At 66.1% G+C, this 20,693-nt stretch carries 19 protein-coding genes; 8 read left to right on the top strand and 11 right to left on the bottom strand.

What is annotated here, in order from left to right:
• Nucleotides 1-61: 61 nt before the first annotated feature.
• Nucleotides 62-1,132 carry a CaiB/BaiF CoA transferase family protein gene (locus BGI01S_RS05490; protein WP_042324427.1) on the top strand — a complete coding sequence of 357 codons (1,071 nt, stop codon included), beginning with the start codon at nucleotides 62-64 and terminating at the stop codon, nucleotides 1,130-1,132.
• A gap of 136 nt (nucleotides 1,133-1,268) precedes the next feature.
• On the opposite strand, the gene BGI01S_RS05485 is transcribed toward BGI01S_RS05490, so the two are convergent.
• From BGI01S_RS05485 to alr, 3 genes are all read right to left on the bottom strand, one after another.
• A complete protein-coding gene (locus BGI01S_RS05485) occupies nucleotides 1,269-1,547 on the bottom strand; it encodes a DUF2866 domain-containing protein (protein ID WP_042323083.1) in 279 nt (92 codons plus the stop codon).
• A gap of 142 nt (nucleotides 1,548-1,689) precedes the next feature.
• A complete protein-coding gene (gene radA, locus BGI01S_RS05480; protein ID WP_042323081.1) occupies nucleotides 1,690-3,066 on the bottom strand; it encodes a DNA repair protein RadA in 1,377 nt (458 codons plus the stop codon).
• 243 nt (nucleotides 3,067-3,309) lie between these two features.
• Nucleotides 3,310-4,380, bottom strand: a complete 1,071-nt coding sequence (gene alr, locus BGI01S_RS05475) for an alanine racemase (RefSeq protein WP_042323078.1) — start codon at nucleotides 4,378-4,380, stop codon at nucleotides 3,310-3,312.
• Between the two features lie 218 nt (nucleotides 4,381-4,598).
• On the opposite strand from alr, the gene lplT reads away from it, so the two are divergent.
• Both lplT and thiD read left to right on the top strand, forming a co-directional pair.
• Nucleotides 4,599-5,906: a lysophospholipid transporter LplT gene (lplT, locus tag BGI01S_RS05470; protein WP_042323076.1), complete on the top strand. Its 1,308-nt coding sequence runs from the start codon at nucleotides 4,599-4,601 to the stop codon at nucleotides 5,904-5,906.
• A 58-nt stretch (nucleotides 5,907-5,964) separates the two neighbouring features.
• Complete coding sequence (gene thiD, locus BGI01S_RS05465; protein WP_042323074.1) at nucleotides 5,965-6,771, top strand: bifunctional hydroxymethylpyrimidine kinase/phosphomethylpyrimidine kinase; 807 nt, start codon at nucleotides 5,965-5,967, stop codon at nucleotides 6,769-6,771.
• A 170-nt stretch (nucleotides 6,772-6,941) separates the two neighbouring features.
• Here thiD and BGI01S_RS05460 read toward each other — a convergent pair whose 3' ends face one another.
• Genes BGI01S_RS05460 through tsaB form a run of 4 tightly spaced genes read right to left on the bottom strand, consistent with a single transcriptional unit; the run spans nucleotide 6,942 to nucleotide 10,582 of the window.
• Nucleotides 6,942-7,997 carry a DUF1853 family protein gene (locus tag BGI01S_RS05460; protein ID WP_042324425.1) on the bottom strand — a complete coding sequence of 352 codons (1,056 nt, stop codon included), beginning with the start codon at nucleotides 7,995-7,997 and terminating at the stop codon, nucleotides 6,942-6,944.
• Nucleotides 7,997-9,244 carry a uracil-DNA glycosylase family protein gene (locus tag BGI01S_RS05455; protein WP_042323072.1) on the bottom strand — a complete coding sequence of 416 codons (1,248 nt, stop codon included), beginning with the start codon at nucleotides 9,242-9,244 and terminating at the stop codon, nucleotides 7,997-7,999. Before BGI01S_RS05455 ends, BGI01S_RS05460 begins: the two co-directional genes overlap by 1 nt.
• The gene (gene rimI, locus BGI01S_RS05450) at nucleotides 9,231-9,725 is read right to left on the bottom strand and encodes a ribosomal protein S18-alanine N-acetyltransferase (RefSeq protein ID WP_042323071.1); all 495 of its coding nucleotides are present in this window, start codon (nucleotides 9,723-9,725) and stop codon (nucleotides 9,231-9,233) included. The genes BGI01S_RS05455 and rimI overlap by 14 nt, the downstream gene beginning before the upstream one ends.
• On the bottom strand, nucleotides 9,722-10,582 hold the full coding sequence (gene tsaB, locus BGI01S_RS05445) for a tRNA (adenosine(37)-N6)-threonylcarbamoyltransferase complex dimerization subunit type 1 TsaB (protein WP_084585281.1): 861 nt from the start codon (nucleotides 10,580-10,582) through the stop codon (nucleotides 9,722-9,724). Before tsaB ends, rimI begins: the two co-directional genes overlap by 4 nt.
• A gap of 158 nt (nucleotides 10,583-10,740) precedes the next feature.
• Between tsaB and BGI01S_RS05440 the strand changes: the two genes are divergently transcribed.
• From BGI01S_RS05440 to aceA, 3 genes are all read left to right on the top strand, one after another.
• On the top strand, nucleotides 10,741-11,010 hold the full coding sequence (locus BGI01S_RS05440; RefSeq protein ID WP_042323069.1) for an acyl-CoA-binding protein: 270 nt from the start codon (nucleotides 10,741-10,743) through the stop codon (nucleotides 11,008-11,010).
• A gap of 501 nt (nucleotides 11,011-11,511) precedes the next feature.
• On the top strand, nucleotides 11,512-13,164 hold the full coding sequence (locus tag BGI01S_RS05435; RefSeq protein ID WP_042323067.1) for a DEAD/DEAH box helicase: 1,653 nt from the start codon (nucleotides 11,512-11,514) through the stop codon (nucleotides 13,162-13,164).
• A 447-nt stretch (nucleotides 13,165-13,611) separates the two neighbouring features.
• Nucleotides 13,612-14,922: an isocitrate lyase gene (aceA, locus tag BGI01S_RS05430; RefSeq protein WP_042323065.1), complete on the top strand. Its 1,311-nt coding sequence runs from the start codon at nucleotides 13,612-13,614 to the stop codon at nucleotides 14,920-14,922.
• Nucleotides 14,923-15,187: 265 nt separating this feature from the next.
• Here the strand turns inward: aceA and BGI01S_RS05425 are convergent, their stop codons facing one another.
• Together BGI01S_RS05425 and BGI01S_RS05420 are read right to left on the bottom strand one after the other, a co-directional pair.
• Nucleotides 15,188-15,622, bottom strand: coding sequence for a universal stress protein (locus BGI01S_RS05425; RefSeq protein ID WP_042323063.1), 435 nt, complete (start codon nucleotides 15,620-15,622; stop codon nucleotides 15,188-15,190).
• A 148-nt stretch (nucleotides 15,623-15,770) separates the two neighbouring features.
• Nucleotides 15,771-16,673, bottom strand: a complete 903-nt coding sequence (locus tag BGI01S_RS05420; protein ID WP_042323061.1) for a LysR family transcriptional regulator — start codon at nucleotides 16,671-16,673, stop codon at nucleotides 15,771-15,773.
• Nucleotides 16,674-16,856: 183 nt separating this feature from the next.
• On the opposite strand from BGI01S_RS05420, the gene BGI01S_RS05415 reads away from it, so the two are divergent.
• Nucleotides 16,857-17,696 (top strand): (S)-2-haloacid dehalogenase, encoded by an 840-nt coding sequence (locus tag BGI01S_RS05415; protein WP_042323059.1) that lies wholly within the window; start codon nucleotides 16,857-16,859, stop codon nucleotides 17,694-17,696.
• A gap of 74 nt (nucleotides 17,697-17,770) precedes the next feature.
• Entirely contained in the window at nucleotides 17,771-19,372 is a 1,602-nt protein-coding gene (gene aceB / locus BGI01S_RS05410; RefSeq protein WP_042323057.1) for a malate synthase A, read from the top strand.
• A gap of 184 nt (nucleotides 19,373-19,556) precedes the next feature.
• Here the strand turns inward: aceB and BGI01S_RS05405 are convergent, their stop codons facing one another.
• Both BGI01S_RS05405 and rraA read right to left on the bottom strand, forming a co-directional pair.
• Complete coding sequence (locus tag BGI01S_RS05405; RefSeq protein ID WP_042323055.1) at nucleotides 19,557-19,958, bottom strand: gamma-glutamylcyclotransferase family protein; 402 nt, start codon at nucleotides 19,956-19,958, stop codon at nucleotides 19,557-19,559.
• A 66-nt stretch (nucleotides 19,959-20,024) separates the two neighbouring features.
• Nucleotides 20,025-20,519 carry a ribonuclease E activity regulator RraA gene (gene rraA, locus BGI01S_RS05400; protein ID WP_042323053.1) on the bottom strand — a complete coding sequence of 165 codons (495 nt, stop codon included), beginning with the start codon at nucleotides 20,517-20,519 and terminating at the stop codon, nucleotides 20,025-20,027.
• Between the last annotated feature and the right edge of the window lie 174 nt (nucleotides 20,520-20,693).

Raw genomic sequence — 20,693 nt, 5'->3', positions numbered from 1 at the left:
GACAGCATCATCCATGGCATCGGCCGCTGCGGCCGCATCGACTGCTGCGGCGCCGCCCGCGCTGCAAGGGCTGCGGGTCCTCGACCTGACGCGTCTGCTGCCGGGCCCGGTGGCCGCGCTGCGGCTCGCCGAGCTTGGCGCCGACGTGTTGAAGATCGAAGCGCCGGGCGCGGGCGACCCCACCCGCACGATGATGCAGTCGTCGAGCGACCGCGTGGCCGGGCGGCCCGGCGCGTTTTACCGGATGGTCAATCGCGGCAAGCGCGAGACGCGCCTCGACCTCAAATCCGACGCGGGACGCAACGTGTTGCGCGCGCTCGCGGCGCAGGCGGACGTGCTGATCGAGAGCTTCCGGCCCGGTGTGATGGAGCGCCTCGGGCTCGGCTACGCGACGCTGCGCGAGGCCAATCCGCGGCTCGTCTATTGCGCGATCAGCGGCTACGGCGCGAGTGGCCCGTTCGCCGATCACGCGGGCCACGATCTGAACTACATCGGCTATGCGGGCGTGCTCGACCAACTGACGAGCCGCGATGGCACGCCGATCCTGCCGAACTTCCAGATCGCCGATCTGCTCGGCGGCGCGCTGAGCGCGGTCACGCAGATTCTCGCCGCGTTGTGGCATGTGTCGCGGGGCGGTGAAGGCCGCTTTGTCGACGTCTCGATGACGCACGTCACGCATGCGCACAACGTCGTCGCGCAAGTCGCGCTCGCCAACGAAGGCGCCGCGCCGGCCGCGGGCGCCGGTCTGCTGAACGGCGGCGTGCCCTGCTACAACCTGTACCGCACGCTCGATCACCGCTGGCTCGCGGTCGGCGCGCTCGAACTGAAGTTCTGGGAAACGCTGTGCATGGCGCTCGATCGGCCCGAATGGGCGACGCGCCACTGGAGCCTCGGCCAGGCGATCGGCGGCCCGGACGCGGCCGCGCTCACGCAGGAACTCGCTGACCTGATCGGCACGCGCGCGCTGGAAGACTGGGTGTTGCTGCTGGAGCCGCTCGATTGCTGTGCGTCGCCGGTGCTGACCGCGGCGGAAGCGGCGCAGCATCCGCTGTTCGATCCGCAGGCGTACGCGGCGCCGCAATCCGACAGCGAAGCCGATGAGGCCGGTGACGCCGATGGCGTGAGCGCATAGATTCCGCCGACACGCGACTGCGGTTCGCCCTTTGAGGCGATGCGGCTCGGACTGCGGAGCACCTGCCGCAAGGTCCTCAGGCCGCCAGCGGCATAAGTGCCACAAGTGCTGCGAGCAAGCCGCCGCTACCCCATCGTCAACGCCGCACCACCGTCTGTCTCGGCAGAGTCTGGCGCGGGGTCTTTTCATCGTCGTACAGCAGGTGCTTGCGGCCTTCCACGTGACGGTTGATCGTGGCGCGCACCTCGGCGGCGGTGGCGTCCTCGGCCACCACGCGCCGCGATATCTGGCCCGCCGTGTCGATCCACTCGACGATGCGGCACGCGTCGCCCCAAGGCTGGCGAATCGGTGCGGACACACGGCAGCCGCGCACGTGGATCGGCCGCTCGGCTACGGTTTCAATTGACTGTTTCAAGGCGCGATCCTTTTTCGAGCATCAGGAGGAATGGTTGTCCTCCCAGCTTAGAAAAAAGAAATGCCATTCAGGTTACAGACAATACGGGGATATTTACGGCGCATTACGGCGCGCTTGCCAGCCGCACGCGCCGCAGCCCCGTCTATTCGAGCGTGCGGACCCGGTCGATCGCCTGTTCGATCCGTTCGACCGCAACGACCTGTAAGCCTTCGATCGGCTGTTTCGGCGCGTTGGCCTTCGGAATGACCGCGACCGAGAAACCCAGCTTGGCCGCTTCCTTCAACCGCTCCTGTCCGCGCGGCGACGGCCGGATCTCGCCGGCGAGCCCTACTTCGCCGAACACGACCAGCCCCTTGGGCAGCGGCTTGTTGCGCATCGACGAGTGGATCGCGAGCAGCACGGCCAGGTCGGCGGCGGGCTCGGTAATCTTTACGCCGCCCACCGCGTTCAGGAACACGTCCTGATCGAAACACGCGATGCCCGCGTGCCGATGCAGGACGGCCAGCAGCATCGCCAGCCGGTTCTGTTCGAGGCCGACTGCAAGCCGCCGCGGATTCGGCGCGTTGGCCGCGTCCACCAATGCCTGCACTTCGACCAGCAACGGCCGCGTGCCCTCCTGCGTGACCAGCACGCACGAGCCCGGCACCGACTGCTCGTGCTGCGACAAAAACAGCGCCGACGGATTCGCGACGCCGCGCAGGCCGCGCTCGGTCATCGCGAACACGCCGAGCTCGTTGACCGCGCCGAAGCGGTTCTTGATCGCGCGCACGAGCCGGTACGACGAATGCGTATCCCCCTCGAAGTACAGCACCGTATCGACGATGTGTTCGAGCACGCGCGGCCCCGCCAGCGCGCCTTCCTTGGTCACGTGGCCGACCATGATGATGGTGGTGCCCGACTGCTTGGCGATGCGCGTCAATTGCGCCGCGCACTCGCGCACCTGTGCGACCGAGCCCGGCGCGGAGGTCAGCGCGTCGGAATAGACCGTCTGGATCGAGTCGATCACCGCGACGTCGGGGCGCTGGTCGGCGATCGTCGCCTGGATTTTTTCGAGCTGGATTTCCGCGAGCAATTGCAACTCGCTCGCCTTCGAGCCGGGTTCGAGCAGCGAGAGCCGTTGCGCGCGCAACGCGATCTGGGCGGCCGACTCTTCGCCGCTGATGTAGAGCGCGCGTTTGTCGGCGGCGATTTCGGCGAGCGATTGCAACAGCAGCGTCGATTTGCCGATGCCTGGATCGCCGCCGATCAGCACCACGCCACCTGGCACCAGACCGCCGCCGAGCACGCGGTCGAATTCGCTCACGCCGGTGGAGAAACGCGGCACGTCGGATGCTTCGATGTCGGCGAGACGTCGCACCGGCGCGCTCTTCGCGAGCGACTGGAAGCGATGCGTGGACGGCGCTTCCGCGACCGATTCGACCAGCGTGTTCCACGCATTGCACGACGGGCACTGGCCGGCCCATTTCGGCGATTGCCCGCCGCATTCACTGCAGATGTACAACGTTTTGGGTTTAGCCACGCGTGATTGCCTGTGTTGCTGTTCTTGGGATTAGATGATCGAGGAGTCGGTGCGCGCCGGGGGCTGCGCCAGTGGCAGTGACGGACACGACGCGGAGGGATCAACGTGAAGCGACGAAGCAACGAAGCAACGAACGCGACACAACGCGGTTCAGCGGGCGACGCGAAAAGCGAAGCGTCGAATACCCGAAAAAGCGAAGCGGCTCACGACTGGCAACCCGCGCCGCCAACCGCGCTCCGCGCGTTACTCCGCCCGCACCGGCACGCGCGGCGCCACCGCGCACATCAGCTCATAGCCGATCGTGCCGCACGCCTGCGCGACGTCGTCGATCGGCAGCGTGTTGCCCCACAACTCGACGCGCGAGCCGACGTTGGCAGTCGGCACCGGCGTCAGGTCAACCGTGAGCATGTCCATCGACACGCGCCCGACGATTCGCGTGCGCACGCCGTCGACGATCACCGGCGTGCCCTCCGGCGCGACCCGCGGATAACCGTCCGCATAGCCGCACGCGACCACGCCGATGCGCATCGCGCCGCGCGCCTTGAACGCAGACCCGTAGCCGACGGTGCTGCCCTCGGTGAGCATCTGCACGGCGATCAGTTCCGACGCGAGCGTCATCGCCGGTTGCAGACCCGTACCTTCGATCGCAGCCGTCACGCCCGACGGCGACGCGCCGTACAGGATGATGCCCGGCCGCACCCAGTCGAAGTGCGCGCCCGGATGCCACAGTGTGGCCGCCGAATTGGCGAGGCTGCGCGCGCCGGCGATGCCCTGCGCGCCGCGCTCGAACGCTTCCATCTGATACGCGATGCCGCGTTCGCCGTCCGCATCGGAAAAATGGGTCATCAGCGTGATCTGGCCGACCCCCTGGCAGGCCCGCGCGCGCTCCCACGCGCTACGGAATTTTTCGACCGTGTAGCCGAGCCGGTTCATACCGGTGTTCATCTTCAACTGGATGTTCACGGGCTTGGACAGGCGCGCCATTTCGAGCATACGCAACTGTTCGTCCGAATGCAGCGCGGTCGTCAGACTATAGCGGTCGATCACGTCGATGTCGGTCGGCCGGAAGAAGCCTTCGAGCAGAAGAATCGGTCCGGCCCAACCCAATTCACGCAACTTCACGGCTTCTTCGAGGTCCAGCAATCCGAAGCCATCGGTTGCGCGCAAGCCCGGAAAGACGCGCGCGAGGCCATGCCCGTATGCGTTGGCCTTGACCACGGCCCAGACTTTGGACTTGGGCGCATAGCGCCGGGCGACGGCAAGATTGTTGGCAAGTGCGGCGGTGTGAATCGTGGCTGAGAGGGGGCGCGGCATGAGATATTTTCGTAAAGACGCTTGCGAATCAGCGGCTTACTGGGCGTTTTCAGCGCTCGGCAGTCCGCTGGGCGGTGCGATCAAGGATTTTGCTAGTCCGAATGCAGCTATTTTCATGATATAAAGCCGTGCGCACAACCCATTTCGAACGGCATAAGCCCGGACGCATTGCAAACGGCCGGGGCGGACAGACCGCAGCGAGGACAGCATCGCATCAGATGAAAAAAGGTTTTTACACCATCATGGCCGCGCAGTTTTTTTCGTCGCTGGCCGACAATGCGCTTCTGATCGCTGCTATCGCACTGCTGAAAGATCTTCACGCCCCGAACTGGATGACGCCGCTGCTCAAGCTGTTTTTTGTGCTGTCGTACGTCGTTCTGGCCGCCTTCGTCGGGGCCTTCGCCGACTCCCGTCCGAAGGGACGCGTGATGTTCGTCACCAACACCATCAAGGTACTCGGCTGCATCACGATGCTGGTCGGCGCGCATCCGCTGTTTGCGTACGGCATCGTGGGCTTCGGCGCGGCGGCTTACTCACCCGCCAAGTACGGCATCCTTACCGAACTGCTGCCGCCTGACCGGCTGGTCGCCGCGAACGGCTGGATCGAAGGCACCACGGTCGGCTCGATCATTCTCGGCACGGTGCTCGGCGGCGCGCTGATCAGTCCGCACATTGCCGCGCCGATCCTGCGGCAGCACATCCCCACCGTCAACACGCCCGCCGAAGCGGCGATGCTGGTGATCATGGGGATCTACGTGATCGCGGCGCTGTTCAATCTGCGCATTCCCGACACCGGCGCGCGCTATCCGAAACAGGAGCGCGGCCCGATCAAACTCATCACCGATTTCGCCGACTGCTTTCTCGTGCTGTGGCGCGACAAGCTCGGCCAGATTTCGCTCGCGGTCACGACGCTCTTCTGGGGCGCGGGCGCGACGCTGCAATTCATCGTGCTGAAGTGGGCCGAGGTGTCGCTGAACATGACGCTTTCGGAGGCGGCGATCCTGCAGGCGGTGGTGGCCGTCGGCGTCGCGGCGGGCGCGATCTTCGCGGCTTCGCGCGTGCCGTTGAAGAAGTCGCTATCGGTGCTGCCGGTCGGGATCATGATGGGGATCGCCGTGATGCTGATGGCGTTCTACACGCGCGATCTGTTTCCCGCGCATTGGGGCTTCCATATCGGCCGCATGCATATGCCGGGCTATCTGATCTTCGCGTATATCTTCCTGATGGTGGTGGGCGGCCTGTCGGGCTTCTTCGTCGTGCCGATGAACGCGCTGCTGCAGCATCGCGGCCACGTGCTGCTCTCGGCGGGTCACTCGATCGCCGTGCAAAACTTCAACGAGAATCTCTCCGTGCTCGTGATGCTGTGCCTGTACGCGGTGCTGGTGTGGCTCGACGTGCCGGTCACCGCGGTGATCGTGCTGTTCGGCACCTTCGTGTGTCTGATGATGTGGCTCGTGATGCGGCGCCACCAGGCCAACCAGCGCGCGTTCGACTCGGTCGCGCTGATCGGCGAAGCCAAGCACTGAGCCGCTGCGGGCCGCTTCGTGTGAGCGTGCCCGCGCCTTCTTTCTTCCTCGCTTGACCATGACTCACTCGATTCCCAATGTGCTGACGATCGCCGGTTCCGACTCCGGCGGCGGCGCCGGCATTCAGGCCGACCTGAAGGCTTTCTCGGCGCTCGGCGCGTATGGCGCGAGCGTGATCACCGCGCTCACCGCGCAGAACACGCGCGGCGTCACCGCGATTCACGCGCCGGACCCGGGCTTCATCACCGCGCAACTGGACGCGGTGTTCGACGACATCCGCATCGACGCGGTGAAGATCGGCATGCTGGCGAGCGCGCCGATCGCGCGCGCGGTCGCCGACGCGCTGCGTCGTCACAAGCCGAAGCACGTGGTGCTGGATACGGTGATGATCTCGAAGAGCAATCACGCGTTGCTGCTGCCGGATGCGGTCGCGGCGGTGCGCGACGAATTGCTGCCGCTTGCCGATCTGCTGACGCCCAATCTACCGGAAGCCGCCGCACTGCTCGGCATGCAATCGGCGACCGACGAAGCCGGCATGGTCGAGCAAGGCGAAGCGTTGCGCGCGCTCGGCGCACGCGCGGTGCTGATGAAGGGCGGCCATCTGAGCGCGGCGGATAGCCCCGACTGGCTAGTGCAGGACAGCGGCACGCTGCGTCTGGGCGGCCCGCGCGTGCCGGTGAAGAATACGCATGGGACGGGCTGCACGTTGTCGTCGGCGATCGCGGCGCTGATTCCGCAACGCGATGATCTGGCGAGCGCGGTGGCCGATGCGAAGGTTTATCTGACCGGCGCGTTGCAGGCGAGCGACCGGCTCGATGTCGGCGGTGGCGTAGGACCGGTGCATCACTTTTATCGGTGGTGGTGAGGACGCCGGGCAAAGCGCGCTAGCGTGTGCGGCTGTGTGGCTGATCGCGCGCTTCCTGCGTCTCGACGAAGCGGCGCGAGTCGTTGCGTGATTGGTCGTGGCGAGCGCGGATATCTTAAGGTGCTTCGCGTTGCGTCAAGCAACGACATCACATCGCCCGCCGCCCCCCACTACTTGCGCTGCCCCACATAACTCCGCGCCTGCTCAGGCCACTCATCCGGCACGATGAAACCGCGCGAGCGTTCAATCGAATCACCCGCCTCGTCCTCGATAAAAGCGACAACCATCGCCGGTCCATGCACGGTCGAAATCTGCGCGGCAAGCGTTTGCGCGTCGACCCAAAGCGATCGCGCCGCCTGGCGCCCGGCCTGCTCATCTGCCTGCTCATCTGCGCATTCAACGCGCCTCGGCGCGAGCCATTCGAGCCGCGGCAGTCGCCGCCACTTTTGCGCATGGGCCGCCGCGAACGCCGGCCAGTCGCTGCGCGTGACCCACCAGCCTCGGCCATGCGCCGGATCGAGTTCGACGGGATCCGCCGGCCGCTCGCCATGTCGATAAAACAACCAGCCTTTGACGAACATCTGCGGCGTCCACGGCCCCGCATGACCAACCGACGCGAACTCGTCGCGCGCACTCAACGGCAGTTGGTGATTCAACAGATGCGCGAGCTTGAGATCGAAGCGGTCTTTCAGATTCGGACCGACATAGTCCGCGAGGCGCGAGCCCGTTTGCGCGGCCTCTTGTCCCCGCTCCGCGCCGGCGTGCAGATAGCACTTCACCGCCAGTTCCCAGTGCAGCCGCGCGCCCTGCCGCGACTGCACGAGAAAATCGCATTCGCCGAGCGTGACGCCCGCGCGCCGCAACGGCACGCCGGCCGCGACCAGCCGCGCCGCCGGTCCGTGTTGCAGGAACCAGCCGAGCAGCCGTTCGGCGTAGCGGCCGAGACGCGTGATGCGCGCCGCCGCGAGTTCGCGCTGCAGCGGCTCGGGCGCGGCGTCGAGCGCGCGCAGCCACTCGATGCTTGCCTGAAGTTCCTGCGGCGTGTCGAATGGATTCGCGAGCGCGCCCATCGGCGGCTGGGGGCGCAACAGATCGGGACTTAACAGCAGCCACGCGAGATCGCGCACGGCCGGATCGCGCAAGGCGCCGAGCAGCGTATCGAGCAGCGCGGCGTACTGACCGGGCGCAGCGGCGACGCGCGCCGCCGCTGGCCCATCGGCGGCCATCACTCGCCCGCGTTCGACGGCGTGCCGCCCGCCGCGCGCCACGTGTCGCGCGCGAGGCACAGGTCGGCCCACGCCTTCGCCTTGTCGGGCAGACGGCGCAGCAGATACGCGGGGTGATAGGTGACGATGACCGGCACGCCTTCGTACTCATGCACACGGCCACGCAGCGCCGAAATGCTCGCTTCAGTCTTCAGCAGACTTTGCGCGGCGAAGCGGCCCATCGCGACGATCAGCTTCGGCTTGACCAGCGCCACCTGGCGTTGCAAATACGGCTCGCAACGCAAGACTTCGTCCGGCTCGGGATTGCGGTTGCCCGGCGGGCGGCACTTGATCACGTTCGCGATGTAGACGTTGGTATCGCGCGCAAGCGTCAGCGACTGCAGCATGTTGTCGAGCAGCTTGCCGGCCTGGCCGACGAACGGCTCGCCCAGGCGGTCTTCGTTCTCGCCCGGCGCTTCGCCGATCAGCATCCAGTCGGCCCCGCGATCGCCGACGCCGAACACGGTGTTGGTGCGCTTCTCGCACAGACGGCACAGCCGGCAATCGGCGACGCGCTCGCTCAGCGCGTCCCAGTCGAGCGTAGCGATGGCCGGCAATGCGGGCGTGTCGGCGCGAGCTTCCGACGGCGCTTGCGCAGGCAAATCGTCGAACCAGGCGAAATCGTCGTCGGGCGGGGCGTCGTAGGCGGGCGGCTCGGCCGGACCGGTGGGTTGCTGCGTGGCCGGCTCACGCTGCGCTGCCGATTGGAACGGCTCGGCGGGGTCGAGCTGCTGCGGTTGGGCTTTTTCGGGTTGCGGCTGGGGCCGCGGGGACGGCTGCTGACGCGTTTCGGCGGACATGGGTTGCCGTTCCTGCGCGACCGCCTGAGCTGGCTGCGCCACACGACGCTCGCCGCGCTCGCTCTCCTGCGCGGATCGCAACGGGTCGCTCGCGCGCGCCGACGGCGCGCGATCATCGAATGGCTCGCGCGCGCCAGCAGACGCTGTCGCCGGCTCGTCGCGACCCGGCGCGCGGCGTTCGTCAGTCATCGACGCGGAAGCGGCTGGCCGCGTTTCGCCCGCCCGCATCGCGGAGCGCGACGCATCCTGCGCAAGTGCGGCCGAGGCCCCCGCCACCACATCGCGCGCATCGTCGACACGGCCGCTCTGCGCGGCGGCGTCCTCGACCGGCTGCTGCACCGCCATCCCGCGACGCACCCACAGCGTCGTCAGCCCGAACTCCTCCAGTACCGATTCATGCAGCGCCATCTGCGCCCTCCGTGGCAAACGAGAAACGCATCACGATGGCGTCCTCCCGGCTGCGATGCCGCGCCGGATAATAGTTTTTGCGCCGGCCGATCGACGCGAAGCCGAAGCGCTCGTAAAGCCGGATCGCGCGATGATTCGACGGCCGCACTTCGAGCAGCAGGCCGTCGAGTTTTTCGGCGCGCGTGATGCGCACCGCCTCGCGCAGCAGCGCGAGCCCGGCGCCCGCGCCCTGCGCGCTCGGCGTCACACACAGATTGAGCAGATGCATTTCGTCGACGACCGGCATCAGCACGCAATAGCCGATCAGCGTGCCGGTCACGTGCCGCAGACAGACGCCGAAATAGCCGTTGCGCAGCGAATCACCGAAATTGCCGCGGCTCCACGGAAACTCGTACGCGATTTTTTCGATTGCGGCGACCTCGTCCAGATCGCCTTCTGTCATCGGCGACATGTAGCGGTCCGCGAGCAACACGCCGCTCATTGCCGGCCCTCGCCGCGAGCGGCACCCTTGGCTTTCGCGGCGGCTTCGGGCACGTCGTCGCCGACACTCTGCGCGAGCCTCGCATCCCGTTCCGCCTGTTCGGCTTTTGCCGCCTTTTCCGCCTTCTCGGCGACACGTTCGACCGTGGTCTGCGCGACCTTGTCGCGCACGTATTCCGGCGCGGCCTGTTCGGCGCGCACGGTGCGGCCGGCGCGCAGCGCGCGCAATGCCGCATGGGCGAGCGGCGCGGCATGCGGGAGCGCCTCGCCGTCGACCGTGCGTGCGGCGGCCACCGCCGGCAGGCGTGCACCGAAGGCCGCGGCGGCATTGCCGGCCAGTGTGAAGGGCGCCTCGGGCAGCACCAGCCGCTCGGGCGCGTCGAGCGACGCCGTCTGAACGGTGCGCCATTCGCGCTGCGCGTCGTCCCACGCGTAGTCGGCCCAGTAGATTTCGTCCATGCGGGCGTCGAGCGCGGCGAGCACACGCGTCGCCGACGGATCGCGCAGCCGCGCGCTCTCCGCGCAGACGAGCAGCGTGCTGACCGGCACAACCGGCAGGTTCAGGCCGAACGCGAGGCCTTGAGCGACGCCGGTCGCGGTGCGCAGGCCGGTAAACGAGCCGGGACCGGAGCCGAACGCAATGGCGTCGCAGTCCGCGAGCGTCAGGCCGGCTTCGGCGAAAAGTTCGCCGATCGCGGGCAACAGCCGCGTGCTGGACACCGCGCCGGTCTGCTCGTGGCGAACCCAGAGCCGGGGTTCAGCGGCGGCCTGGCCGGCGGCGTCGACGGGGGCGCACAACAGCGCTACCGAACAGAATTCGGTTGAGGTATCGAGAGCAAGGAGCACAGTTTGAGTCATGGACCGTATTGTAATCGGCGCGGCGCGCGCAAATGTTGTTTGGCTTCGCGCGCGGCGGCCGCGCTCGTTTGGAATAAGCCCTCTGCCCGGCGGCGGCGGGCAATTGTTATGATCGTCGGCCAATCCTCCTCTGATCCCGCCCCGGCGGGCCAACCACCATGACCGACATCGACGCCCAATTCGCCAGAGCCCATGAAGAAGTCCAGCAGTTGCCGGAGCGTCCGGGCAACCTCACGCTGCTGCGCCTCTATGCGCTCTACAAACAGGCCACCCGCGGCGACGTCCAGGGCGACAAGCCGGGCTTCACCGACATCGTCGGCAAATACAAGTACGACGCGTGGGCCGCGCTCAAGGGCACCGCGCCGGACGCTGCGAAGCAGCAATACGTCGAACTCGTCGAATCGTTGAAGAGCGGCACCGCGGCCTGAGTCCGCACCCGAGCCGCAGCCGGCACGCCGGTCGCGGCTCGCCTTGCCTTGACATCGCCCTGGTGAGCCGGCCGCGGCTGGTCCACCTGCTCGTCAGAATGAATGGCTCCGCTATCGGATCAGGCAAACTTTTCAACCCGGAAAGTTCCTAATGGTGGCGCAGTGCAACAAAACCCTATACAATGCGGCCTGCGCTTCACTGCTCTGCCCGGCTTTCACGTAGCGGCCTTTGCGGCGCAGCGCCTCGTAGCGTTTAGCTCCAATCCAGTTTAGAACCTGTCCCCTCCTGCCTAGCCCCCTACGGGCGATCATGTCCCAGGCTGGCGACACGCCGTGTTGGCATGTCGCATCCGATACAGCTTCTAACGAAAAGCTCGCCTTCATTGTCGCGAGCTGCCCCCGTTTTTCGATTTGCTCGCTGCTTCTTTGCTCGCTGAATCCGACGACTTGGGTATGCCGATTGGCGCCGACGTTTTAATTCCCTGTGTACCAAGGATTCTCATGACTTCGAGCAATACCTCCAGCCCGTTGAACGCCATCGCCGACCAGGCACTCGGTCTCGCCGACGCACCCGCCCAAGCCGCAGCCGTTGCTGCCGCGCCGGAAGCCGTCGCCGCTGAAGCCGCAGCACCGGCCGGCCCGACGTTCGCGTCGCTGGGTCTGTCCGCGGATGTCGTCTCCGCGCTGACCGCCGCTGGTTATCAAAACCCGACTCCCGTTCAGCAGCGCGCGATCCCCGCCGGCATCGCCGGCCGCGATCTGCTCGTCTCGAGCCCGACCGGTTCGGGCAAGACCGCCGCGTTCATGCTGCCCGCCATCGAGCGTTTCTCGCAATTGCAAAAGGCGCAAGCCAGCCAGCCGCGTGAGCCGCGTCCGGCCGACGGTGCCCGCAACACGCGCCGTCCGCAACCGGTTGCCCGTCCGACCATGCTGGTTCTGACGCCGACCCGCGAACTCGCGATGCAGGTCACGACCGCCGCCGCCACGTACGGCAAGCACCTGAAGCGCCTGCGCACCGTCAGCATTCTGGGCGGCGTCGCTTACGGCCAACAGTTGATGCTGCTGGCGAAGAACCCGGAAATCCTGGTCGCCACGCCGGGCCGTCTGATCGACCACCTGGAACGCGGCCGTATTGATCTGTCGCAACTGCAGATCCTCGTGCTCGACGAAGCCGACCGCATGCTCGACATGGGCTTCATCGAAGACATCGAAACGATCGTCGCGGCCACGCCGGCCACGCGTCAGACGATGCTGTTCTCGGCCACGCTCGACGGCAAGATCGGCTCGCTGACCGGCCGTCTGCTGAAGGATCCGGAGCGTATCGAGATCGTTCAGCGTCTGGAACAACGTACCAACATCGCGCAAACCGTCCATTACGTCGACGACCGCGATCACAAGGATCGTCTGCTCGATCATCTGCTGCGTGACGAAGGCCTCGACCAGGCTATCGTGTTCACGGCAACCAAGATGGACGCCGACCAGCTCGCAGGCCGTCTGGCCGACGCCGGTTTCGAGTCGGCCGCGCTGCACGGCGACCTGCCACAAGGCGCGCGTAACCGCACGATCAAGGCACTGCGCGAGCGCCGTGTGCGCGTGCTGGTGGCAACGGACGTCGCCGCTCGCGGTATCGACATCCCGGGCATCACGCACGTGTTCAACTACGACCTGCCGAAGTTCGCTGAAGACTACGTGCACCGTATCGGCCGTACCGGCCGTGCTGGCCGCTCGGGTATCGCGGTGAGCCTCGTGCATCACGCCGAACAGGGCGCGTTGAAGCGCATCGAGCGTTTCGTGCGCACCCCGCTGCCGGTCAACGTCGTCGTAGGCTTCGAGCCGCGCAAGTCGGCTCCGTCGGGCAACGGCCGTCCTGGCTTTGGCGGCCGCGGCCGTCCGGGCGGAGGCAACGGCGGTGGCCGTCGCTTCGGTAGCGGTGCGGGCAAGCCGGCCGGTAACGGCGGCGGTGCGCGCAGCAGTAGCGGTAGCGGCTGGGCCGGCAAGTCGGCTGGCGGCGGTTCGCGCGATGGCGGCTTCGGCGGCGGCTCGCGTGAAGGCGGCTTCGGCGGCGGCTCGCGTGAAGGCTACGGCGGTTCGCGCGATGGCGGCTACGGCGCACGCCGCAGCGACGGCCCGCGTACGGCTCGTCGCGGCAGCTAAGCTGTCCGGAGGCGCGATTCGCGCCAGCGTGCAGAAAAAGATCCGTCGGACGGCCTCGCGCCGTTCGTCAGTCGGAAGAAACCGGTGCTCAGGCACCGGTTTTTTTTCGTCCACGCAACCGGCAGCCGGCGGCGAATTGCATACATCGCCAATCGACGCCCAAATTTCACGATGTGGTAAATTTTTTTGCGTCGTAAAAAATCATGCTGCAGGGCACAAGTCGCCGCGTTGCAACATGGAAAAAGTCTTTTCTCAATGTGAAACGTCGCGCGTAAGTCACTGAATAAACACAATAATAAATATTCGAAAAACACGACTACGCGGCTATTGCGGGATGAGCCCTTTGCCTAGACTCTTATATAAGACTTCACGAACGAAACGCCAACCGGCCAGCCGCTTCGACGAAGACAGAGTCACCCATCCATACAGGCAACCAAGGAGAACACCATGACCGCAACCCGCGAACAACAGGCGCAGCAGCTCCAGCAACAATGGGCAACCGATCCGCGCTGGAAAGGCGTCAAGCGCACGTACTCGGCCGAAGACGTGATCCGTCTGCGCGGCTCGGTTCAGGTGGAACACACGCTCGCCAAGCGCGGCGCGGAAAAGCTGTGGGCCAGCGTGAACAGCGAGCCGTTCGTCAACTCGCTCGGCGCGCTCACCGGCAATCAGGCGATGCAGCAGGTCAAGGCCGGTCTGAAGGCGATCTATCTGTCGGGCTGGCAGGTGGCGGGCGATGCGAACGTCGCCGGCGAAATGTACCCGGACCAGTCGCTGTATCCGGCGAACTCGGTGCCGCTCGTCGTGAAGCGCATCAACAACACGCTGACCCGCGCTGACCAGATCCAGTGGTCGGAAGGCAAGAATCCGGGCGACGAAGGCTATGTCGACTACTTCGCACCGATCGTCGCGGACGCGGAAGCCGGCTTCGGCGGCGTGCTGAACGCGTTCGAACTGATGAAGGCGATGATCGAAGCGGGCGCCGCGGGCGTGCACTTCGAAGACCAGCTCGCGTCGGTCAAGAAGTGCGGTCACATGGGCGGCAAGGTGCTCGTGCCGACTCGCGAGGCCGTCGCCAAGCTGACCGCCGCGCGTCTGGCCGCCGACGTCTCCGGCGTGCCGACCGTGCTGCTCGCCCGCACCGACGCGGAAGCCGCCGACCTCGTCACCTCCGACATCGACGACAACGACAAGCCGTTCCTGACCGGCGAGCGCACGGTGGAAGGTTTCTACCGCACGAAGCCGGGCCTCGAACAGGCGATCTCGCGCGGTCTCGCGTATGCGCCGTTCGCCGACATGATCTGGTGCGAAACGGGCAAGCCGGACCTCGAATTCGCGAAGAAATTCGCCGACGCGATCCACAAGGAGTACCCGGATCAACTGCTGTCGTACAACTGCTCGCCGTCGTTCAACTGGAAGAAGAACCTGGACGACGCGACCATCGCCAAGTTCCAGCGTGAGCTGGGCGCGATGGGCTACAAGTTCCAGTTCATCACGCTGGCCGGCTTCCACGCGCTGAACTACTCGATGTTCAACCTCGCGCACGGTTATGCCCGCAACCAGATGACGGCCTTCGTCGAAATGCAGCAGGCGGAATTCGCGGCAGCCGACAAGGGCTTCACCGCCGTCAAGCACCAGCGCGAAGTCGGCACCGGCTACTTCGACGCCGTGACGCAAACGGTCGAGCGCGAAGCGTCGACGACCGCGCTGCACGGTTCGACGGAAGACGAGCAGTTCTTCGACAAGAAGGTCGCGTAAGCGGTCATCTAAGCGATCCCGCGGGCTGATCGCGGGAACGGTAGCGCAGAAGACGTCAAGCGGCTCTGGCAGAGAGCCGCCGTCACAGGGAGAAATCGCGCCGCTGGGGTATCGGCAGTCAACCCCGGCGGCCGGCATCCGGCACAAACTCGCAGCAGCGGAGAAAAAGCCGGCACGGCGCAGCGTGCCGGCAAGCGGCAGCGCGCCGGCCTCACCGCCGGCGCGTTTTCATTCGCGGCCGGCAGTTGCGCCAGACGCCGCCCCCTCAGCGATACACGATCACCGGAATTTTCGTATGCGTGAGCACCCGCTGCGTCTCACTGCCAATCAGCAGACTACCCAGACCGCGCCGCCCGTGCGACGCCATGAAGATCACGTCGCAGACGCCCTTCTCGGCCGCTTCGATGATCCCGAGGTAAGGCGCCGGATGAACGCTCGTGCGGCTCTCGACGACCACGCCTACCCGCCGCGCCGCCATTTCCACTTCCCGCAGATGCACGCGCGCTTCGCGCTCGCTGCGCTGGAGAAACTCGGAGGGCGGCTCGACCACCACGTCGGAAAACGGCGAGTAGGGATATTGCGGCAGGCATGCGTACGCGGTGATGCGCGCGCCGACGGCCTGCGCGAGATCGATCGCGCCGTCTATCGCTTTGTGTGACAGCTCTGAACCATCGGTCGGAACCAGGATGTGCCTGAACATGATGCCCTCCGTCACCGGCTGCGCGCAGCGCGGCGTGAGCGTCCAACGAGGCTCGGCTTACAAGCCGGTTCAATCGATTGTAGGTCGCGGAATCGGGCGCATGGAACCGCCAGGGGTCTGTCCGCATATCGGCAACGCGCGGCGCGCGTCAGCCCCAATAGCCCGGATGGCCGTACGTATGCTTGAGAAAGTCCAGAAACAACCGCACCCGCAGCGGCAGATGACGGCGCTGCGGAAAGACCGCGTGGATGCCGATCGGCGGCGCGGCGAATTCGTCGAGCACGCTCACGAGGCGCCCCGCCGCGATCTCCGTGCCGACTTCCCACCACGAGCGCCACGCGAGTCCGTGGCCCGCCAGACACCACTCGTGCAGCACCGCGCCGTCCGAGCATTCCATCGTGCCGGATACCTTGATCGACACGGTCTTGCCGCCCTGCTGGAACATCCAGCCGCGCTGCTGGTTGGCGCTCGCGCCGAGCGCGAGGCAGTTGTGATGCGCGAGATCGGCCAGCGTGTGCGGCGCGCCGCGCCGGCTCAGATACGCGGGCGAGGCCACGCACACACGCCGGTTTTCTCCGAGCTTGAGCGACACCAGCGACGAATCCGGCAATTCCCCGAGACGCACCGCGCAATCGAACCCCTCGTTGACGAGATCGACGAGGCGGTCGGACAGATCGAGCGTGATCGACACGTCCGGATGCGCGACGGTGAACGCCGGCACCAGCGGGGCGACGTGCCGGCGGCCGAAACCGGCCGGCGCCGACAGCCGCAGATGGCCGCTTGCTTTCACACCGCCCTCCGACACGCTCGCTTCGGCGTTCTGCATGTCGTGGATGATGCGCTGGCAGTCCTCGAGAAACGCCGCGCCTTCGAAGGTCAGCGTGATCTTGCGAGTCGTGCGCACCAGCAGCTTGACGCCGAGCCGCTCTTCGAGCGCATCGATGCGCCGGCCGATGATCGCGGGCGCAACGCCTTCGGCGAGCGCTGCGGCGGACAGGCTGCCCTTCGCCGCGACGGTGACGAAAGTCTCGATCTGCTTGAAGCGGTCCATGGCGGTGCTCGGCGCGGGCCGTCCCGAAGCAAGGAAATCCTGCTGAGCGGCTACGCGCGAAAGTGATTGATGGCCGCCAGATTAGGTGGATGAAAGTAAAAGATCAAGTGATGTTTAGCCTCTTTTTTTGCGTCGAGCGTCACTAATACAATCCGTCCTGACCTCTGACAGGAGTGCACGGCAATGTCGGCCACAACGACACCTTCACCCAAAGCAGTGATTTTCGACGCCTACGGCACGCTTTTCGACGTGCATTCGGTGATCGCTGCCGCCGAGCAGATGTTCCCCGGCCACGGCGATCCGCTGTCGCAGCTGTGGCGTCAGAAGCAGATCGAATACACGCAATTACGCACACTGGCCGCGCCAGTCGACGCCCCCGGCGCGCACTACCGGCCGTTCTGGGACATCACGATCGACGCGCTGCGCTTCGCCGCGAAAAAGCTCCAACTGACGCTGGGCCGCGCGGCCGAGAAGCGTCTGATGGACGAATACGCGTGCCTGTCCGCGTTTCCCGACGCCGTGCCCGCGCTGCGCGCATTGCGCGACGCGGCGGCGGCCAGCCCTGCGACGCCAGCCGCGTCCGCCGGCGACCCACCCGCTGCGCGCCTCGGTCTCGCGATCCTCTCGAACGGCAACCCGCAGATGCTCGACATCGCGCTCAAAAGCGCGGGCATGAGCGGACTGTTTGACCACGTGCTATCCGTCGACGCCGTGCGCGCGTACAAGCCCTCGCCCGCCGCCTACGCGCTCGGCCCGCAAGCGTTCGATGCACCGGCGCGCGAGATCGTCTTCGTGTCGTCGAACGGCTGGGACGTGGCGGGGGCGACGTGGTTCGGCTTCACCACGTTCTGGCTGAACCGGCAACGCGCGCCCGTCGAAGAACTGGGCGTCACGCCGCATGGCACCGGCGGCGGCATGCCCGAGCTGCTCGCTTTTCTGCGAACCCTCGCGCCGCCAGGCCGCTCCGGCAATCCCCCGAACAAACCCGGCGGCAACCGCAAGCGCCACAGCCCTGGCGCATGACGGCGGCCCCAAGACCTCTCTCAACACTTTTCAACATCTGCACTTTTGCAATCTGACCGACCAAGGAGAAAAACATGGCGAATTCGCTGACATCGTCGTCGCTGCCTCAGGGCATGGAAATCTCGGCTGAGATCAAGCCCGGCTACGAAGCGATCCTCACGCGCGAAGCGCTCGAACTCGTCGCCGCGCTGCATCGCACGTTCGAACCGCGCCGCCAGCAGTTGCTGCAGGCGCGCGCGGAACGCACGAAGCGGCTCGACGCGGGCGAGCGTCCCGACTTCCTCGCCGAAACGAAGAGCGTGCGCGAAGGCGACTGGAAAATCGCGCCGCTGCCGCAGGACCTGCAATGCCGCCGCGTGGAGATCACTGGCCCGGTCGAGCGCAAGATGATCATCAACGCGCTGAACTCGGGCGCGGATTCGTACATGACCGACTTCGAGGATTCGAACGCGCCGAGCTGGGATAACCAGATCACCGGCCACATCAATCTGAAGGATGCGGTGCGCCGCACGATTTCGCTCGAACAGAACGGCAAGTCGTACAAGTTGAACGACAAGGTCGCCACGCTGATCGTGCGTCCGCGCGGCTGGCATCTCGACGAGAAGCACGTGACGGTCGACGGCAAGCGCGTGTCGGGCGGCATCTTCGACTTCGCGCTCTTCATGGTGCACAACGCGAAGGAACTGGTCGCGCGCGGCTCGGGCCCGTACTTCTATCTGCCGAAGATGGAGAGCCACCTGGAAGCGCGTCTGTGGAACGACATCTTCGTCGCCGCGCAGGAAGCGGTTGGCGTGCCGCGCGGCACGATCCGCGCGACGGTGCTGATCGAAACGATCGTCGCCGCGTTCGAGATGGACGAGATCCTGTACGAGCTGCGCGAACATAGCTCGGGGCTGAACGCCGGCCGCTGGGACTACATCTTCTCGGCGATCAAGAAGTTCAAGGCGGACCGCGACTTCTGTCTCGCCGACCGCTCGCAGATCACGATGACTTCGCCGTTCATGCGCGCCTATGCGCTGTTGCTGCTGAAGACCTGCCATCGCCGCAATGCGCCGGCGATCGGCGGGATGAGCGCGCTGATCCCGATCAAGAACGACCCCGCGGCCAACGACAAGGCGATGGCCGGCGTGCGCTCCGACAAGGCGCGCGATGCCGGCGACGGCTACGACGGCGGCTGGGTCGCGCATCCGGGCCTTGTGCCGATCGCGATGGAAGAGTTCGTCAAGGTGCTCGGCGACAAGCCGAACCAGATCGGCAAGCAGCGCGACGACGTGCTCGTCACGGCCACCGACCTGACGGACTTCCGTCCGGAAGCGCCGATCACCGAAGGCGGTCTGCGCAACAACATCAACGTCGGCATTCACTACCTGGGCTCGTGGCTCGCGGGCAATGGCTGCGTGCCGATTCACAACCTGATGGAAGATGCGGCCACCGCGGAAATTTCACGCTCGCAGGTGTGGCAATGGATTCGCTCGCCGAAGGGCAAGCTCGACGATGGCCGCAAAGTGACGGTGGAACTCGTGCGCGAATTGTCGGCGCAGGAACTCGACAAGGTGAAGCAGGCGGTGGGCGGCGATACGAAGCCGTATGAGCGTGCCGCGCAGATCTTCGAACAGATGTCGACGGCGGAGCAGTTCACGGACTTTTTGACGTTGCCGTTGTATGAGGAGCTTTGAGCGGCTCACGCGACGTCATGCGCCGGGGCTTCGGTAACGACGAGGCATCAGGCGGCATGGCGGTGTGAGCACCGCGTGATGCTGCAGCCGCTTCGCGTTGACTTGCGGGATTGACCGACCGGATGGCCCGCCAGGCTTGCGCCTGGCGGGCCTTTTTTTGCGCGCATCGCGTTCCGCTCTACCCTCAGCGCGAGTTGCGGTATTCGATCCAGTTGCCGGATTTGATTTCGGGCAGGCCCTTCGCCGCATTGGGCGCGACCGGATAAAAACGGCAATTCACCACGTTGCCATCCACTTTCACCATCACCTCGCGCGCGAGAAAGCGATCCTCGACGCCCGGATACACGGCTTCGATTTCGTCGAGCACGGCGACCAGCGCGTCGTCGATTTCATAGACGTCGCCGATCACGTCGACGCCCGCCTCATCGACGACAAGCCCCGGATACAGGCCGAAGTCGAACAGATGGCCGCGCACCGTGGCCGTGCCGAGCAGATTCGGCGCGGCGATCTCGTTGCGCGCCGCGGCCTCGCTGATGTCGTTCACTTCACCGGCACGCAGCGTGCCGTATACGAAGACGGTTTGCATCGTCGTTTGCTCTCCTTGGTGAGGGTATGGCCTCGATTCGAGCCGGCGCTTCGACCGGCGTTCAATTCAATTCAGCGCCGCGCTCGCGACGAGCACGCCGTCGCTATCCGCGTAGATCCATTCGCCGGGACGCACCAGCGCACCGGGCAGTTGCACGGCCACGTCGCGTTCGCCGGTACCGCGCTTCTGGCCGCGTCGCGGGCAGGTCGCGAGCGCCGCCACGCCGACGTTCACCTCGTTGAGCTCGAGCGTGTCGCGCACGCAGCCGTTCAGCACGATGCCGGCCCAGCCGTTCTGCTCCGCGATCTGCGCAAGATTGCCGCCGACCAGCGCGCACCGGAAGCTGCCGCCGCCGTCGACCACCAGCACGCGGCCGGCGCCCTTCTCCTCGAGCGTGGCGCGCACCAGTGCGTTGTCTTCGAACACTCTCAGCGTCACCGCTTCACCGCTGAAGCACTCGGCGCGGCTGAACAGGTGAAAAACCGGCTCGAGCACGCGCAACGTGCCGAGCGCCAACTGGTCTTCGTGCGCGTCACACAAGTCCGCGGTTGCAAAGCTCATGAGGTTCTCCTCGGGTCAGGACGGTCGGGACATTATGCAACGGCGGGTCGCAGTCAACCTCTACAATGACGAGGCCCGCCGGGACGTCGTCGCAAAAGCGGCGATCGCGGCGCTTGCGCATCCGGTGGCCGCTGGCTCCGTGCCGGCCGCCGGCATTCCGTTATCTGGACCGAT

Origin of the sequence: Paraburkholderia ginsengisoli NBRC 100965, from assembly GCF_000739735.1 — a bacterium.
In the GTDB taxonomy this organism is placed as follows: Bacteria; Pseudomonadota; Gammaproteobacteria; order Burkholderiales; family Burkholderiaceae; genus Paraburkholderia; species Paraburkholderia ginsengisoli.
This window is presented reverse-complemented; position numbering and strand designations above follow the sequence as displayed.

Bases quoted from the DNA above. Each gene is read 5' to 3' on its own strand.
- alr (WP_042323078.1), bottom strand. From the start codon at position 4,380: ATGCCGCGCCCCCTCTCAGCCACGATTCACACCGCCGCACTTGCCAAC.
- lplT (WP_042323076.1), top strand. From the start codon at position 4,599: ATGAAAAAAGGTTTTTACACCATCATGGCCGCGCAGTTTTTTTCGTCG.
- thiD (WP_042323074.1), top strand. From the start codon at position 5,965: ATGACTCACTCGATTCCCAATGTGCTGACGATCGCCGGTTCCGACTCC.
- BGI01S_RS05460 (WP_042324425.1), bottom strand. From the start codon at position 7,997: ATGGCCGCCGATGGGCCAGCGGCGGCGCGCGTCGCCGCTGCGCCCGGT.
- BGI01S_RS05455 (WP_042323072.1), bottom strand. From the start codon at position 9,244: ATGGCGCTGCATGAATCGGTACTGGAGGAGTTCGGGCTGACGACGCTG.
- rimI (WP_042323071.1), bottom strand. From the start codon at position 9,725: ATGAGCGGCGTGTTGCTCGCGGACCGCTACATGTCGCCGATGACAGAA.
- tsaB (WP_084585281.1), bottom strand. From the start codon at position 10,582: ATGACTCAAACTGTGCTCCTTGCTCTCGATACCTCAACCGAATTCTGT.
- BGI01S_RS05440 (WP_042323069.1), top strand. From the start codon at position 10,741: ATGACCGACATCGACGCCCAATTCGCCAGAGCCCATGAAGAAGTCCAG.
- BGI01S_RS05435 (WP_042323067.1), top strand. From the start codon at position 11,512: ATGACTTCGAGCAATACCTCCAGCCCGTTGAACGCCATCGCCGACCAG.
- aceA (WP_042323065.1), top strand. From the start codon at position 13,612: ATGACCGCAACCCGCGAACAACAGGCGCAGCAGCTCCAGCAACAATGG.
- BGI01S_RS05425 (WP_042323063.1), bottom strand. From the start codon at position 15,622: ATGTTCAGGCACATCCTGGTTCCGACCGATGGTTCAGAGCTGTCACAC.
- BGI01S_RS05420 (WP_042323061.1), bottom strand. From the start codon at position 16,673: ATGGACCGCTTCAAGCAGATCGAGACTTTCGTCACCGTCGCGGCGAAG.
- BGI01S_RS05415 (WP_042323059.1), top strand. From the start codon at position 16,857: ATGTCGGCCACAACGACACCTTCACCCAAAGCAGTGATTTTCGACGCC.
- aceB (WP_042323057.1), top strand. From the start codon at position 17,771: ATGGCGAATTCGCTGACATCGTCGTCGCTGCCTCAGGGCATGGAAATC.
- BGI01S_RS05405 (WP_042323055.1), bottom strand. From the start codon at position 19,958: ATGCAAACCGTCTTCGTATACGGCACGCTGCGTGCCGGTGAAGTGAAC.
- rraA (WP_042323053.1), bottom strand. From the start codon at position 20,519: ATGAGCTTTGCAACCGCGGACTTGTGTGACGCGCACGAAGACCAGTTG.